At 47.1% G+C, this 14,638-nt stretch carries 18 protein-coding genes and 1 other annotated feature; of the genes, 15 read left to right on the plus strand and 3 right to left on the minus strand.

From position 1 onward, the window contains the following. Positions 1 to 19 precede the first annotated feature (19 nt). The 8 genes from garD to MHH82_RS38265 all read left to right on the plus strand — a co-directional run bounded on the left by garD (position 20) and on the right by MHH82_RS38265 (position 7,704). Positions 20 to 1,552 (plus strand): galactarate dehydratase, encoded by a 1,533-nt coding sequence (gene garD, locus MHH82_RS38230; RefSeq protein ID WP_338732102.1) that lies wholly within the window; start codon positions 20 to 22, stop codon positions 1,550 to 1,552. Between the two features lie 276 nt (positions 1,553 to 1,828). Beyond that, entirely contained in the window at positions 1,829 to 2,749 is a 921-nt protein-coding gene (gene mphK, locus MHH82_RS38235; RefSeq protein ID WP_108029159.1) for a macrolide 2'-phosphotransferase MphK, read from the plus strand. A 56-nt stretch (positions 2,750 to 2,805) separates the two neighbouring features. Next, positions 2,806 to 3,053 (plus strand) — a binding site (T-box leader). 96 nt (positions 3,054 to 3,149) lie between these two features. After that, positions 3,150 to 3,311, plus strand: coding sequence for an anti-TRAP regulator (rtpA, locus tag MHH82_RS38240; protein WP_340796507.1), 162 nt, complete (start codon positions 3,150 to 3,152; stop codon positions 3,309 to 3,311). A 20-nt stretch (positions 3,312 to 3,331) separates the two neighbouring features. After that, positions 3,332 to 4,270 (plus strand): DMT family transporter, encoded by a 939-nt coding sequence (locus MHH82_RS38245; protein ID WP_340796509.1) that lies wholly within the window; start codon positions 3,332 to 3,334, stop codon positions 4,268 to 4,270. 96 nt (positions 4,271 to 4,366) lie between these two features. Further along, positions 4,367 to 5,047, plus strand: coding sequence for a two-component system response regulator YcbL (gene ycbL / locus MHH82_RS38250; protein ID WP_340797478.1), 681 nt, complete (start codon positions 4,367 to 4,369; stop codon positions 5,045 to 5,047). A 1-nt stretch (position 5,048) separates the two neighbouring features. Beyond that, entirely contained in the window at positions 5,049 to 5,984 is a 936-nt protein-coding gene (gene ycbM, locus MHH82_RS38255; RefSeq protein WP_046380758.1) for a two-component system sensor histidine kinase YcbM, read from the plus strand. A gap of 91 nt (positions 5,985 to 6,075) precedes the next feature. Beyond that, complete coding sequence (locus MHH82_RS38260) at positions 6,076 to 6,999, plus strand: ABC transporter ATP-binding protein (protein ID WP_340796513.1); 924 nt, start codon at positions 6,076 to 6,078, stop codon at positions 6,997 to 6,999. An 18-nt stretch (positions 7,000 to 7,017) separates the two neighbouring features. Next, the gene (locus tag MHH82_RS38265; protein WP_080121049.1) at positions 7,018 to 7,704 is read left to right on the plus strand and encodes an ABC transporter permease; all 687 of its coding nucleotides are present in this window, start codon (positions 7,018 to 7,020) and stop codon (positions 7,702 to 7,704) included. On the opposite strand, the gene MHH82_RS38270 is transcribed toward MHH82_RS38265, so the two are convergent. Both MHH82_RS38270 and MHH82_RS38275 read right to left on the minus strand, forming a co-directional pair. After that, positions 7,665 to 7,799 (minus strand): hypothetical protein, encoded by a 135-nt coding sequence (locus tag MHH82_RS38270; RefSeq protein ID WP_119122840.1) that lies wholly within the window; start codon positions 7,797 to 7,799, stop codon positions 7,665 to 7,667. The genes MHH82_RS38265 and MHH82_RS38270 overlap by 40 nt on opposite strands. Continuing rightward, positions 7,759 to 8,145: a YndM family protein gene (locus MHH82_RS38275; RefSeq protein WP_019712574.1), complete on the minus strand. Its 387-nt coding sequence runs from the start codon at positions 8,143 to 8,145 to the stop codon at positions 7,759 to 7,761. Before MHH82_RS38275 ends, MHH82_RS38270 begins: the two co-directional genes overlap by 41 nt. Before the next feature lie 313 nt (positions 8,146 to 8,458). Between MHH82_RS38275 and cwlJ the strand changes: the two genes are divergently transcribed. The 6 genes from cwlJ (at position 8,459) to tatC (ending at position 12,764) form a co-directional block, all read left to right on the plus strand. Continuing rightward, positions 8,459 to 8,887, plus strand: a complete 429-nt coding sequence (gene cwlJ, locus MHH82_RS38280; protein ID WP_015715185.1) for a cell wall hydrolase CwlJ — start codon at positions 8,459 to 8,461, stop codon at positions 8,885 to 8,887. Between the two features lie 105 nt (positions 8,888 to 8,992). Continuing rightward, on the plus strand, positions 8,993 to 9,724 hold the full coding sequence (locus tag MHH82_RS38285) for a vWA domain-containing protein (protein ID WP_041520541.1): 732 nt from the start codon (positions 8,993 to 8,995) through the stop codon (positions 9,722 to 9,724). A 79-nt stretch (positions 9,725 to 9,803) separates the two neighbouring features. Next, complete coding sequence (locus MHH82_RS38290) at positions 9,804 to 9,980, plus strand: hypothetical protein (RefSeq protein ID WP_015715187.1); 177 nt, start codon at positions 9,804 to 9,806, stop codon at positions 9,978 to 9,980. Between the two features lie 18 nt (positions 9,981 to 9,998). Then, positions 9,999 to 11,750, plus strand: a complete 1,752-nt coding sequence (phoD, locus tag MHH82_RS38295; protein WP_014475691.1) for an alkaline phosphatase PhoD — start codon at positions 9,999 to 10,001, stop codon at positions 11,748 to 11,750. A gap of 12 nt (positions 11,751 to 11,762) precedes the next feature. Beyond that, a complete protein-coding gene (gene tatAD / locus MHH82_RS38300; RefSeq protein WP_003223835.1) occupies positions 11,763 to 11,975 on the plus strand; it encodes a sec-independent protein translocase protein TatAD in 213 nt (70 codons plus the stop codon). A 60-nt stretch (positions 11,976 to 12,035) separates the two neighbouring features. Continuing rightward, entirely contained in the window at positions 12,036 to 12,764 is a 729-nt protein-coding gene (gene tatC / locus MHH82_RS38305; RefSeq protein WP_003234779.1) for a twin-arginine translocase subunit TatC, read from the plus strand. On the opposite strand, the gene pcp is transcribed toward tatC, so the two are convergent. Continuing rightward, on the minus strand, positions 12,761 to 13,408 hold the full coding sequence (gene pcp, locus MHH82_RS38310; protein WP_015715188.1) for a pyroglutamyl-peptidase I: 648 nt from the start codon (positions 13,406 to 13,408) through the stop codon (positions 12,761 to 12,763). The genes tatC and pcp overlap by 4 nt on opposite strands. Positions 13,409 to 13,486: 78 nt before the next feature. Here pcp and MHH82_RS38315 point away from each other — a divergent pair, with 78 nt between their 5' ends. Continuing rightward, positions 13,487 to 14,599, plus strand: coding sequence for an aminotransferase class V-fold PLP-dependent enzyme (locus MHH82_RS38315; protein ID WP_015715189.1), 1,113 nt, complete (start codon positions 13,487 to 13,489; stop codon positions 14,597 to 14,599). Positions 14,600 to 14,638: the final 39 nt, after the last annotated feature.

Genomic DNA, 14,638 nt, shown 5'->3' on the forward strand with positions numbered 1-14,638 from the left:
TATGAGGAGTGATTTTCATATGGCGATGAACCTCAGGAAGAACCAAGCGCCCCTTTACATCAAAGTGCATGAAATAGATAACACCGCGATTATTGTAAATGATGGAGGACTGCCAAAGGGCACTGTTTTCTCATGCGGGCTCGTACTTGAAGAGGATGTTCCTCAAGGCCATAAGGTGGCCCTCACCGATCTTAATCAAGGGGACGAGATCGTGCGTTACGGAGAGGTGATTGGATTTGCTGATGAGACGATCAAACGCGGGAGCTGGATACGGGAAGCCCTCGTGAGAATGCCCGCTCCTCCGGCGTTAGACGATCTTCCTCTCGCAAACAGGGTGCCGCAGCCGCGGCCGCCTCTTGAAGGCTACACGTTTGAAGGATACCGTAATGCGGATGGCAGTGCGGGGACAAAAAATATCCTCGGCATCACGACAAGTGTTCAATGTGTTGTTGGCGTTTTGGATTATGCAGTCAAACGAATAAAAGAAGAGCTGCTGCCGAAATACCCAAATGTCGATGACGTTGTGCCGCTGCATCATCAATACGGATGCGGCGTGGCGATCAATGCGCCCGACGCTGTCATTCCGATCCGCACGATTCAAAATCTCGCAAAGCATCCGAACTTCGGCGGAGAAGTAATGGTAATCGGATTGGGATGTGAAAAGCTCCTCCCGGAAAGAATTGCCTCCGAAAATGATGATGACATTCTATCGCTCCAGGATCACCGAGGTTTTGCGGCGATGATCCAATCCATTTTGGAAATGGCGGAGGATCGGTTAATCAGGCTGAACAGCAGAACCCGGGTGTCATGCCCTGTTTCGGATCTGGTTATCGGTCTGCAATGCGGCGGCAGTGATGCGTTTTCCGGCGTGACGGCGAACCCTGCCGTGGGGTATGCGGCTGATTTATTGGTTCGCGCAGGTGCAACGGTTTTGTTTTCTGAAGTGACAGAGGTGCGGGATGCCATTCATTTATTAACGCCGCGGGCTGTCAGTGAAGAGGTCGGACAATCACTGATCAAAGAGATGAAGTGGTATGACAGCTATCTCCGGCGGGGAGACGCAGACCGAAGCGCAAACCCGTCACCAGGCAATAAAAAAGGCGGATTATCCAATGTGGTGGAAAAAGCGTTAGGCTCGGTAGCGAAATCAGGCACAAGCCCCATCTCCGGCGTGCTCGGCCCTGGTGAAAGAGCAGAGCAAAAAGGCCTGCTGTTCGCGGCGACACCGGCAAGCGATTTTGTGTGCGGCACCCTGCAGCTGGCTGCGGGCATGAATCTGCAGGTGTTTACGACAGGGAGGGGAACACCATATGGCCTGGCTGCTGCACCGGTGCTGAAAGTATCGACGCGGCATTCCTTATCAGAGCATTGGGCTGATTTAATCGATATCAATGCCGGCCGAATCGCGACAGGAGAGGCCAGTATCGAAGACGTAGGCTGGGAAATCTTCAGGACGATTTTGGATGTGGCAAGCGGCCGCAAACAAACGTGGGCAGACCGTTGGGGCCTTCATAATGATTTGTGCTTGTTTAATCCTGCTCCAGTGACTTGATTCATGTTTTTATAGCGGAAAGATGGAATATGCTGTAAAATGAAAATCAGCGTATAGGAAACGGAGGGGTTACAGCATGGCATTCATTAGATTCCGAGTGACACGAATTCAATAGTGAACAACTCTCGCCTGAATGCGAGAGAATCGGGATGAATCCGCCTATGTATGAGCCCTTACATGATTATCAAAAAAGAGGGTGGCGTGCCTGCCCTTTTTTGTGCCTTCAAGCATCCCTTCTCTCTACTGCAGGCCGGAGCATGAGAAAGGGGAAATGGGATGACAAACCTTAACGAAAAACAGCTTATCACTGAGATTGTCGGGCTTGCACGCAGCCAAGGTTTGACGGTTCATTCTGAGAACGCGCAATTGAATGAAACTGGAATGGACTTTCAAGTTGTATTTGCCAAGGACGACACAGGTATGCCATGGGTGCTGCGAAAACCGCGGCGAAGTGATGTTGTGGAAAGAGCATCTGCAGAAGGCATAACGCTTGCCTTTCTCCGCGCGAATCTGACTGCTGATGTGCCGGATTGGAGAATTCATACACCGGAATTGATCGCTTACCCAATGTTAAAAGGAACGCCGGCTGCTGGAATTGACTTGGAACAAAAGCAATATGTATGGAATATGGATCATCAGCCGCCGTCAGACGACTTTGTCCGCACACTTGCCGACATACTGGCTGAATTACATGGCACGGATCAAATATCTGCTGGGCAATCCGGAATAGAAGTGATAAGGCCAGAAGATTTCAGGCAAATGACAGCAGACTCTATGGTTGATGTGAAGAATAAGCTCGGCGTATCTACGACGCTTTGGGAAAGATGGCAAAAGTGGATAGATGATGATGCATACTGGCCGGGTTTCTCTTCTTTGATACACGGCGATCTCCACCCGCCGCATATCCTTATCGATCAAAATGGACGTGTCACAGGACTTCTGGATTGGACAGAAGCGAAGGTTGCTGACCCAGCTAAGGATTTTGTTCTTTATCAAACCATTTTCGGAGAAAAAGAAACTGCCCGTTTGCTTGAATACTATGATCAAGCAGGCGGCCGGAAATGGGCAAAAATGCAGGAACACATCTCAGAGATGCAAGCGGCATATCCGTTGGAAATAGCTAAATTCGCTCTGCAAACACAGCAGGAGGAGCACGTCAATATGGCGCTGGAAGCACTCGGTGTAACATCGGATTAAGAATTGACTTCGTTTCATGAACCGAGTATTATAAACTCTACAAATAATAGAACGGATCAACAATCGTGAGGAAGAGCAAGTACGCATCAGAATGGAGGTTCAGAGAGTCGGTGGCAGGTGTGAACCGATCCTCTCCTGATGCCGAATGGGCTTCTGAATTGCTTTGCTGAACGGATAGTAGGCGATGCCGGGTTTCTCTCCCCGTTACCAAGAGAGGAGTATCGAAACATAGGTTTTCTGTACTTAGAGTGAACGGCTGTATAGCTGTTAATAAAGGTGGTACCGCGAGACCCTCGTCCTTTGCATAGGACGGGGGTTTTTGTGTTTCTTAAAGGAGGTGACGGCCAATGGACGATGGCTGGTGGTGGCATAGCAGATGAGTTAGAAAGGAGGATATCAAATGGTCATTGCAACTGATGATCTTGAGGTCGCATGTCCTAAATGTGAAAGAGCGGGAGAAATCGAAGGAACACCTTGCCCGGCCTGCAACGGAAAAGGTGTTATTCTGACTGCTCAAGGATATACGCTTCTGGATTTTATCCAAAAGCATTTGAATAAGTAAAGGAGAAAAGCTGAGCTGAGATGAGAGCAGAAGAGCAGAGTAAGATTCGTGAGGCCGCAGCAGGTACGATTTTTTTGCTGATCGGAACAGTTTGTTTTGCGTCTAAATCGATTTGGATAAAATGGGCATACCAAATGGGTGCTGAGCCAGATGCCGTGCTGCTATACAGGCAGCTGCTGGCTGTTCCGCTGTTTTGGCTGATTTTTTTAATATACCGTCCTCCAATGCCAGACGGTAAGAAAAAAGGAGACCTATGGAAGGCTTGTGGCGCGGGAGTGTTTTGTTTTTTTCTGTCTCCCTTGCTTGATTTTATCGGGCTGAACCATGTATCCGCAATGGTTGAACGTATATTGCTGATGAGCTATCCGTTGTTTGTGTTTGGATTCACCGCGTGTCGTGACCGGAAAATGTCCTCAATTCAGGACCTTTTCGCAGTTCTGGCGGTCATGTTTGGGCTTTTCTTGGCGCTGGGCGGCTGGAATGCTGAGCTTTTCCAGGCGAATATGATTGGAGCTGTATTCATTTTGTTATCTTCGGCCGTCTATGCTGGTTATCTTGTCCTTTCCGGGCATCTCGTCCATCAAATCGGGGGGATCCGTCTCAATGCATACGGGATGACAGCTGCTGGAGCTGCCATGATGCTTTACACAGGGATAAAATCGGCGGCTGGCATGAATACGCCAATCGCAGCATATCCGCTTTCTATGTATGGTTTGTTCGCGGTAATTGCAGTCGTGACCACTGTGATTCCATTTGTGCTAATGCTTGAGGGCATAAAACGAATCGGGGCACAGCGAGCCGCCGCCATTTCAATGGCAGGGCCTATCCTGACGATTTTCTATGGAGCTTTATTTCTCGGTGAACGGCTTCGGCTTATTCAAGTCATTGGATGCACTGCTGTATTCTTTGTCATTACGGGCATGGAATACAGGAAGCTGAAAACAGGAAAAAATGAATAATTTTTATAAAACGCATACGTTTTTCAATTACAATAAGTGTAATTACGTGTGTGTTTTTTGATTTTGTAAAGGTTAGGTGAGAAGATGCAGCGCATATTGCTTGTAGAAGACGACCACTCAATCAGTGAAATGGTCGATCATTATTTAACAAAAGAAGGCTTTGGAATTGTGCATGCTTTCGACGGAGAAGAGGGCATCCGGCTGTTTCAGCAGGGTTCATACGATTTGGTCCTCCTTGATATCATGCTCCCGAAGCTGAACGGCATGGATTTTCTGAAAATCATCCGGGAAAAAAGCAATATACCGGTCTTAATGATTTCGGCAAAAGACGGAGATGTGGACAAGGCATTGGGACTGGGCTTTGGGGCGGATGATTATATCGCCAAACCGTTTTCGATGATTGAGCTGACAGCCAGAGTAAAAGCCGCGATACGGCGGGCGACGCAATATTCGGCAGAGGAGCCGGCTGTGAATAAGGTGATCTGGATTCACCAGCTTGCGATAGACGTAGACAATGTGTCCGTTTTGAAAAACGGAGAACCGCTCCAGCTGACGTCAACAGAATGGCAGCTGCTGTGCTTATTTGCATCAAATCCTAAAAAAGTGTTTACGAAAGAACAAATCTACCGTTCCGTCTGGAATGAAGAGTACTTTGATGATCAGAACATCATTAACGTACATATGCGGCGGCTCAGAGAAAAGATTGAGGATGACCCCTCCTCCCCTCAATATATTAAAACGCTATGGGGCATCGGTTATAAATTAGGAGAGTTTTAGAATGACAGTGCTATGGGTGGCCGCTGTCATCGCTCTGGCGTGTCTGAATGTGATTCAATTCATAATGAAAAAGAAGCGGGACGGGAATCTGGCTTACACGGCTGACCAGCTTAGCTACATGCTCAGCCGGGATTCGGCAGGGCAAATTTTGCTTCCTACAGACGATCATACGCTCAAAGGCTTGCTTGTTAACATCAATCTTATCGTTGAGAATCGTCAGCAGATCAGCGCCCAATTTGCCAAAACAGAGCAATCCATGAAGCGGATGCTGACCAATATGTCGCACGACCTGAAAACGCCGTTAACAGTCATTCTTGGTTATATCGAAGCGATTCAAAGTGATCCGAACATGCCGGACGAAGAGCGGGAAAGATTGCTGGAGAAGCTCCGCCAGAAAACAAATGAACTCATTCAGATGATCAACTCCTTTTTTGATTTAGCGAAATTAGAATCTGAAGATAAAGAGATCCCGATCACCAAAGTACATATGAATGACATATGCAAAAGAAATATCCTGCACTATTATGACGCTGTTCAGTCAAAAGGCTTTCAAGCAGCCATCGATATCCCGGATACGCCGGTGTATGCGCAGGCGAATGAAGAGGCTCTGGACAGAATCCTGCAAAACCTATTGTCCAATGCGATTCAATATGGCGCGGCCGGCAAGTTAATCGGGCTGACGCTGTCTTATGATGAGAGGAACATCGCCATCACCGTATGGGATCGCGGAAAAGGGATTAGTGAAACCGATCAGCAGCGGGTGTTTGAGAGGCTGTACACACTTGAAGAATCCAGAAATAAAGCATTTCAAGGAAGCGGCCTGGGTTTAACCATCACAAAACGGCTTACAGAAAAAATGGGAGGCACGATATCCGTCCAAAGCAAGCCGTACGAACGGACTGCATTTACGATCACATTGAAACGCATGACATATTAATCGTAAGAATTTCTTAAGGTTTGAGAAATAAAAATGACAGGGCTCGCCGCTACAATAGAAAACAGGAAAAGAGAGGGAAGGAGAAACAAAGTTGACTTATATCGTACAAACAAACGGGCTGACCAAAACGTATCAGGGCATAGAGGTCGTATCCAATGTCAGCATGCATATTAAAAAAGGTGAAATCTACGGCTTTCTCGGCCCGAACGGCGCGGGGAAAACAACCATTATGAAAATGCTGACGAGCCTTGTCAAACCGACAAGCGGTGAAATCATCATTCTTGGGAACAAGTTCACCCACACGTCATATGAGGTGCTGGGGAACATCGGCAGCATGATTGAATATCCGATTTTTTATGAAAACCTGACAGCTGAAGAAAATTTAGATCTGCATTGTGAATATATGGGATACCACAATAAAAAAGCCATACAAGAAGTGCTGGATATGGTGAATTTAAAACAAATCGACAAAAAACCCGTCAAAACCTTTTCCCTCGGAATGAAGCAGCGCCTTGGAATTGCGCGTGCCATCCTCACGAAGCCGGACCTGCTCATTTTGGATGAGCCGGTGAATGGTCTTGACCCTATCGGCATTAAAAAGATCAGGCAATTGTTTCAAGTGCTGAGCAAAGAGTACGGGATGACACTGCTGATCTCAAGCCACTTACTGAGTGAAATCGAACAAATTGCGGACACGATCGGCGTCATTCGGGACGGCAGACTGCTTGAAGAGGTATCAATGGAGGATGTCAGGGGCCAGAACACTGAATACATCGAGCTTGTTACATCGAATCAGACAAAGGCCTGCTTTGTTCTTGAGAAAGAGCTGCAATTAACCAACTTTAAAATTTTAAATGAGAAAACAATCCGAATTTACGAGGCTGAAGCCTCTCAGGCTGCCATATCCAAAGCATTGATTTTAAATGATGTAGACATTGAATCAATGAACAAAAAGTATACGTCGCTGGAGGATTATTTTATCAAATTGATCAACGGCAATAGCATCAGTGCGTAAAGGAGGAGAGACACGTTGATGAATTTGATCAGAATCGAATTAAGAAAAATGAAAATGGGCTGGTATATCAGAGGTGCCCTTATTGCCAACGTGATCATTATGGGTTTTATGTGGCTGATCAGTTATTCCGAAAAAGCCGATGGCGGGGTTTCGTTCCAAAGTACGGATGAAGCATTCCTCATCATCGGTACCTTCGTCAGAGCGGTATTTATCGTATTTGGCGCTGTGCTGATCGTAAAATTGGTGATTTCGGAATATAAAAACAAAACCATTCTTGTGATGTTCACGTACCCGATCAGCCGTAAAAAGCTGCTCACCGCTAAGCTCATGATCGCGGGCGGACTGACGTTTATCACGATTTTACTTTCAAATATACTCATAGCCGCCGGTTTCTTTTGGCTGAACTCGATCTACCATTTCATACCGGGAGAGCTTACTTCCGAGATCATTTCTCAACAGGCGGTCAAAATGGCGGTTTTCGCTTTTGGCGCCGCTGGAACCAGTTTAGTTCCCATCTTTTTTGGGATGCGTAGACACTCGGTTCCGGCGACCATCATTTCATCTGTAGTAATTGTGATGCTCATCAGCTCAACAAGTCCGGGCTTCTCGATTTCATCTGTTGTGTATATCCCGTTATCGTTAGCGGCATTCGGATTGTTCTTTTCCTACATGGCGATCAGGAATGCGGACAAGCAGGATGCGTAAACAAAGGCGCCCAATATGTATAAAAGGCCGATGCTGTCAGCACCGGCCTTTCCATTATGAGTCTGTTCTTGTTTCAAGATAATGCTTCTTGCCAATCTCTTTGCTCATCATATAGAAATGGAAGCAATATTCACCGATTGCCATGACGATCGCGCCGAATAAAGCCGCCAATGCAACTTCACCGCCAGTCATCCCCATAGAAAGCGGCATGCCCATCAGCCAGATCACGAGAAAGGCCAAACCAAAATCAGCCAAAGTTGCAATCATATTATTCCATTTCGGCAATACATAAAGGTCGCCCAGTAAATAAGAAATAACCCCTAACACAATCGTCATTAGCAGCGTATCACCAAACGTGAACCCAAAGCCCAGACCAAGCACCACATACAACACAATAATCGTCATAATACCTTTAATAGCGAGCGCTTTCACATGTGTCATTACAATTCCTCCTTTTGTCATTTGATTTGTTATGTATAATTCCTCAAATGTAAAAAGTTAAACCTTATTTTTTTTCGGAGGCGGGTGCAAATCTGCTGGGGAGGGGTCAATGATGTGAATCCAGGAATTGAGGCTGCGGCGCTTCGACAGCGGAAATGTGAAGCTTGTACTGCACCGGACGCTGCTTTGATGCCCAACAGCCCATTATGTTTGCTGTTTTTAGATGAATAAATTTAAAAACTTCTCCTGTCCCTCCGTCATCACTTCAGAAGTAATGAAATATGATGAAAAGAGATCAAGGGGAGGTGACGTGATGGCGGTCGTGAGAGCAACGAGTGCGGATGTCGATTTGATGGCAAGGCTGCTCAGAGCGGAAGCGGAAGGTGAAGGCAAGCAGGGGATGCTGCTTGTCGGCAACGTTGGAATTAATCGGCTGCGGGCGAATTGCTCAGATTTTAAAGGCCTCCGCACCATCAGGCAGATGATTTATCAGCCACACGCGTTTGAGGCTGTGACTCATGGATATTTTTATCAAAGAGCGCGGGATAGCGAGCGTGCCCTTGCACGCCGGTCGATTAATGGTGAAAGGCGCTGGCCTGCAAAATTTAGTTTATGGTATTTCAGGCCGGAGGGGGACTGTCCAGCCCAGTGGTATAACCAGCCGTTTGTGGCCAGATTTAAGTCACACTGCTTTTATCAGCCGACGGCGGAGACGTGTGAAAATGTATATAACACATTTTAGAGACAGGACACCGTTCAAGTTGAACGGTGTTTTTCTTTGAAAAGATGCAATGGAAAATATTCCTGTGAGATAATCGAAGAAAAAAGAGCTGACGGAGATGACAGAATGGCAACAATTGACCTGCAAAAGAAAAGTGTAAAGATCGTACTGGAGAAAAAGCAGTTAACGAAGGTGACGGCTCGTGTCGGACTGGTTCTTGATATTACGGGATCGATGAGACCGCTCTACAAAAACGGGACGGTTCAAAATGTGGTGGAGCGGATTTTGGCAGTGGCTGATCAGTTTGATGATAACGGTTTGCTGGATGTATGGGTGTATGATAATGAATTTTCCCGATTAAAGCCAGTTTCAGAAAAGGATTTTTCGGGCTATGTCGATCGTGAAATTTTAAATAATGACCGCTTGCATAAATTCGGCAGAAATGATGAGCCGCCAGTCATGAAGGACGTGCTGCGCAAATATGTTGCGGAGGAACCGAGCTCGTATCCTGCTTTCATTGTTTTTATCAATGACGGGGGCTGTAAAAAGTCAATCAAACCGATAATTGAAGCTTCTTCTGATAAACCGGTGTTCTGGCAGTTTGTCGGCATCGGAAACGGAAACTTTGATTTTCTCAATAAACTGGATACGTTAGAAGGGCGTGTCACTGATAACACGAATTTCCTGCATATCGAAGAGATTGACCGCATTTCTGATGATGAGCTTTATGATGCTCTGCTTGCTGAATTTCCATTTTGGCTGAAAGAAGCGAAGGAAAAAGGGATTGTAAGAGAACAAGAGCCTCCTGCTGAAAAGCCGAAAAAGAAGGGCTTTTTCAGCAGATTGTTTTCGAAATAACTGATAAGGCACTGAGCCATTCTGCGAAATGGCTCGGTGTTTTTGTTTTTTTAAGATCATGTGAAGAAAAATAGTCCGAATGGGCGGCTTGCAAACGACAGGATATGCAGAAAACGCGTCATTCAGCCAGCTTTCGGCATGTTTCAGCGGCAGGCTTGTGAGGGAAGACCTGTTTTTGATGTTCAGCGCTTACAATCGGTTCACACTTCTTCACAGTCGTTTAACAACGATTTCCTATAATGGAGACGATCAATGAGGAGAGAGGGGATCTTGAATGGCATACGACAGTCGTTTTGATGAATGGGTACAGAAACTGAAAGAGGAAAGCTTTCAAAACAATACGTTTGACCGCCGCAAATTTATTCAAGGAGCGGGGAAGATTGCAGGACTTTCTCTTGGATTAACGATTGCCCAGTCGGTTGGGGCTTTTGAAGTAAATGCTGCGCCTAAATTCTCAAGCTATCCGTTTACATTAGGGGTAGCGTCAGGTGATCCGCTTTCTGACAGTGTCGTGCTCTGGACGCGCCTGGCACCAGATCCGCTGAACGGCGGAGGAATGCCGAAGCAAGCCGTGCCTGTCAAATGGGAGGTCGCAAAGGATGAGCATTTCCGCAAAATCGTAAGAAAAGGCACTGAAATGGCTAAACCGAGTCTTGCCCATTCCGTTCATGTGGAAGCAGACGGGCTTGAGCCGAACAAAGTGTACTATTACCGTTTCAAAACCGGACATGAACTAAGCCCTGTCGGAAAAACAAAAACACTGCCTGCCCCTGGCGCCAATGTACCGCAAATGACCTTTGCATTTGCTTCCTGCCAGCAATATGAGCACGGATATTATACGGCCTACAAGCATATGGCAAAGGAAAAGCTTGATCTTGTCTTCCATCTCGGTGATTACATATATGAATACGGCCCAAATGAATATGTATCAAAAACAGGCAATGTCCGCACGCACAACAGCGCGGAAATCATTACGCTGCAAGACTATCGGAACCGTCACGCTCAATACCGTTCTGACGCCAATCTTAAAGCTGCACATGCGGCATTCCCTTGGGTTGTAACTTGGGATGACCATGAAGTTGAAAACAACTATGCCAATAAAATACCTGAAAAAGGACAGTCGGTTGAAGCATTCGTGCTCCGCCGCGCGGCAGCATACCAGGCATACTATGAACATATGCCGCTCCGCATTTCCTCTTTGCCGAATGGCCCAGATATGCAGCTGTACCGGCACTTTACGTACGGAAACCTGGCGTCCTTCAATGTGCTTGATACCCGCCAGTACAGGGACGACCAAGCCAATAACGACGGCAATAAGCCGCCTTCTGATGAATCGCGCAATCCGAATCGGACCCTGCTTGGAAAAGAACAGGAGCAGTGGCTCTTCAACAATTTGGGCAGTTCGACAGCCCACTGGAATGTGCTGGCGCAGCAGATTTTCTTTGCCAAGTGGAATTTCGGGACAAGCGCAAGCCCGATCTACAGCATGGATTCGTGGGACGGCTACCCGGCTCAGCGCGAACGGGTGATCAATTTCATTAAAAGCAAAAATCTGAATAATGTTGTCGTACTGACAGGTGATGTACACGCAAGCTGGGCATCGAACTTGCATGTCGATTTCGAGAAGACAAGTTCAAAAATATTCGGAGCCGAATTTGTCGGAACCTCGATCACTTCCGGAGGGAACGGCGCCGATAAGCGAGCGGATACGGACCAAATTTTAAAAGAAAATCCGCACATCAAGTTCTTTAACGACTATCGCGGATATGTCCGCTGTACAGTGACGCCTCACCAGTGGAAAGCCGATTATCGGGTGATGCCGTTTGTGACCGAGCCGGGCGCAGCCATTTCCACGAGGGCTTCATTCGTTTACCAGAAAGACCAAACTGGGTTGAGAAAGGTATCATCCACAACAATCCAAGGCGGGGTGAAGCAATCCGATGAGGTCGAAGAGGATCGTTTCTTTGCGCACAACAAAGCCCACGAAAAACAAATGATTAAGAAGCGGGCAAAAATCACGAATTAAGGAGTGGAAATTATGTTTTCAAACATTGGAATACCGGGCTTGATTCTGATCTTTGTCATCGCCCTCATTATTTTTGGCCCTTCCAAGCTGCCGGAAATCGGGCGTGCTGCCGGACGGACACTGCTGGAATTTAAAAGCGCCACAAAATCACTTGTGTCTGGTGATGAAAAAGAAGAGAAATCAGCTGAGCTGACAGCGGTAAAGCAGGACAAAAACGCGGGCTGAATGTTGATGAGGCAGACACCGGGTCTGCCTCTTTTTTTATGAAAGGGAGGGCTTTTTTGAATGGATAAAAAAGAAACCCATCTGATCGGGCATTTAGAAGAGCTTCGCCGCCGGATTATCGTCACCCTTGCGGCATTTTTTCTATTTCTCATCACGGCTTTTTTGTTCGTACAGGACATTTATGACTGGCTGATCAGGGATTTGGATGGAAAGCTGGCTGTGCTTGGGCCGAGTGAAATCCTCTGGGTGTATATGATGCTTTCCGGCATTTGTGCCATTGCGGCTTCTATCCCTGTTGCCGCGTACCAGCTGTGGCGTTTCGTTGCACCGGCGCTGACGAAAATGGAGCGCAAGGTGACGCTCATGTACATACCAGGTTTATTTGCGTTGTTTTTGGCGGGCATCTCCTTCGGATACTTTGTCTTGTTTCCGATCGTGCTCAGCTTTTTGACTCATTTATCCTCCGGCCACTTTGAAACGATGTTTACGGCTGACCGCTACTTTAGGTTTATGGTGAATTTGAGCCTGCCGTTCGGCTTCTTGTTTGAGATGCCCTTGGTAGTGATGTTTTTAACAAGGCTGGGTATCTTAAATCCTTACAGACTGGCCAAAGCGAGAAAGCTGTCCTATTTTCTGCTGATTGTCGTATCTATATTAATTACACCGCCTGATTTTATTTCTGATTTTCTCGTGATGATCCCGCTTCTTGTCCTGTTTGAAGTGAGTGTCACCCTATCGGCGTTTGTCTATAAAAAGAGGCTGAGGGAAGAAACAGCGGCGGCCGCTTAGTGCAGCGTACCGCCCGGTGACTTCACATCCTCATCATATTGTGCGGCCGTAACAGCGGCGATTCTCAATGCCCGGACAATCGTGTCCAGGCTGAGGCTCGGCGCTGTTTTGTCGATTGTTTGCTCCGGAATGTAAGGAATATGAATAAAACCGCCGCGAATGTGCGGGGATGTCCGGCTAATGTGATCCATTAACCCGTAGAACAAATAGTTGCATACAAAGGTCCCTGCTGTGTAGGAAACCGCAGCTGGAATGCCATGTTCCTTCATCTTAGCAGTCATTCGTTTCACGGGAAGCCCTGTCCAGTAAGCGGCGGGCCCATCTGGAGAAATCTCTTCATCAATCGGCTGATGTCCTTCGTTATCGGGGATTCGCGCATCTGCAAGGTTGATCGCCACCCGTTCCGGTGTAATCTGCATCCGTCCTCCTGCTTGGCCGACACAAATTACGATATCCGGCTGATGTGTTTGAATGGCTTGGCGCAGAGTGCCCAGAGCGGATCTAAAGACGGTTGGAATTTGTTCCGCTGTAATTATGGCTTCTTCCGTCTCGAAGCCATTAAGCCGTTTCGCCGCTTCCCATGATGGATTGACGGTTTCTTTGTCAAAAGGGTCAAAGCCAGTGATCAGCACTTTTTTTCTCATTCTCCCATCTCCTTTTTCTTTTATTCTATTGTTTATTTATGGGTTTTTCATCAAAATAATGTAAAGGAGTGAATCATAATGGAGCATTTGCCGCAGCAGTATCGTCATTTATTCCCAACCTTGCAGACGCATACGATGCTTGCCAGCTGTTCTCAGAGCGCATTGGCAGAGCCTGTATCAAGGGCGATTCAGGATTATCATGATAGCCTGTTGTATATGGGGACGAACTGGAAAGAAGCGATCGAAAAAACAGAGTTTGCGAGAAACGAGTTTGCAAAGCTGATCGGGGCTGAACCGGATGAAGTGGCGATTGTGCCGTCAGTTTCTGATGCACTGGTTTCTGTAGCATCGTCCTTAACTGCATTTGGAAAGAAGCACGTTGTATATACAGATATGGATTTTCCGGCGGTGCCTCATGTTTGGCAGGCACACTCCGATTATACCGTATCCGTCATTCCATCAATAGACGGCGTGCTGCCGCTTGAACAATATGAAACGCATATTTCGGATGAAACAGTACTGACGTGTGTTCCTCACGTTCATTATCGTGACGGCTATGTTCAGGATATAAAAGCGATTGCCGAGATTTCTCAGAGAAAAGGCTCTTTATTGTTTGTAGATGCTTATCAATCAGCCGGGCATATTCCCATTGATGTGAAGGAATGGGGCGTAGATATGCTGGCAGCAGGCACCCGGAAGTATTTGCTCGGCATACCGGGTGTGGCGTTTCTTTATGTGAGAAAGGAACTGGCTGACGCACTGAAGCCGAAAGCATCAGCTTGGTTCGGCAGAGAGAGCGGATTTGATGGGGCTTATGCAAAAGACGCGCGCCGTTTTCAAACGGGCACCCCAGCTTTTATCAGCGTATACGCAGCTGCAGCGGCTTTATCGCTGCTGAATCATATTGGGGTTTCTCATATCAGGGATCATGTGAAAACGATCTGTGCCGATGCAGTTCAATATGCCGCTGAAAAAGGCCTGCAGCTGGCGGCGGCACAAGGTGGGGATCAGCCAGGCATGGTTGCGATCCGGGATGAGCGGGCATCGGAAACGGCGGCGTTGCTGAAAAAGAAAAAAGTGATTTGCGCGCCGCGGGAAAATGTTATCCGTCTCGCTCCCCATTTTTATAATACGAAGGAGGAAATGCGTCACGCGATTGATGAAATCGCGGCGAAAACGATCCACAAGTAAACATAAAAAAGCCCCTGAACATTAGTCAGGGGCTTTTCA

The sequence above is a fragment of the Bacillus sp. FSL K6-6540 genome, assembly GCF_038007545.1.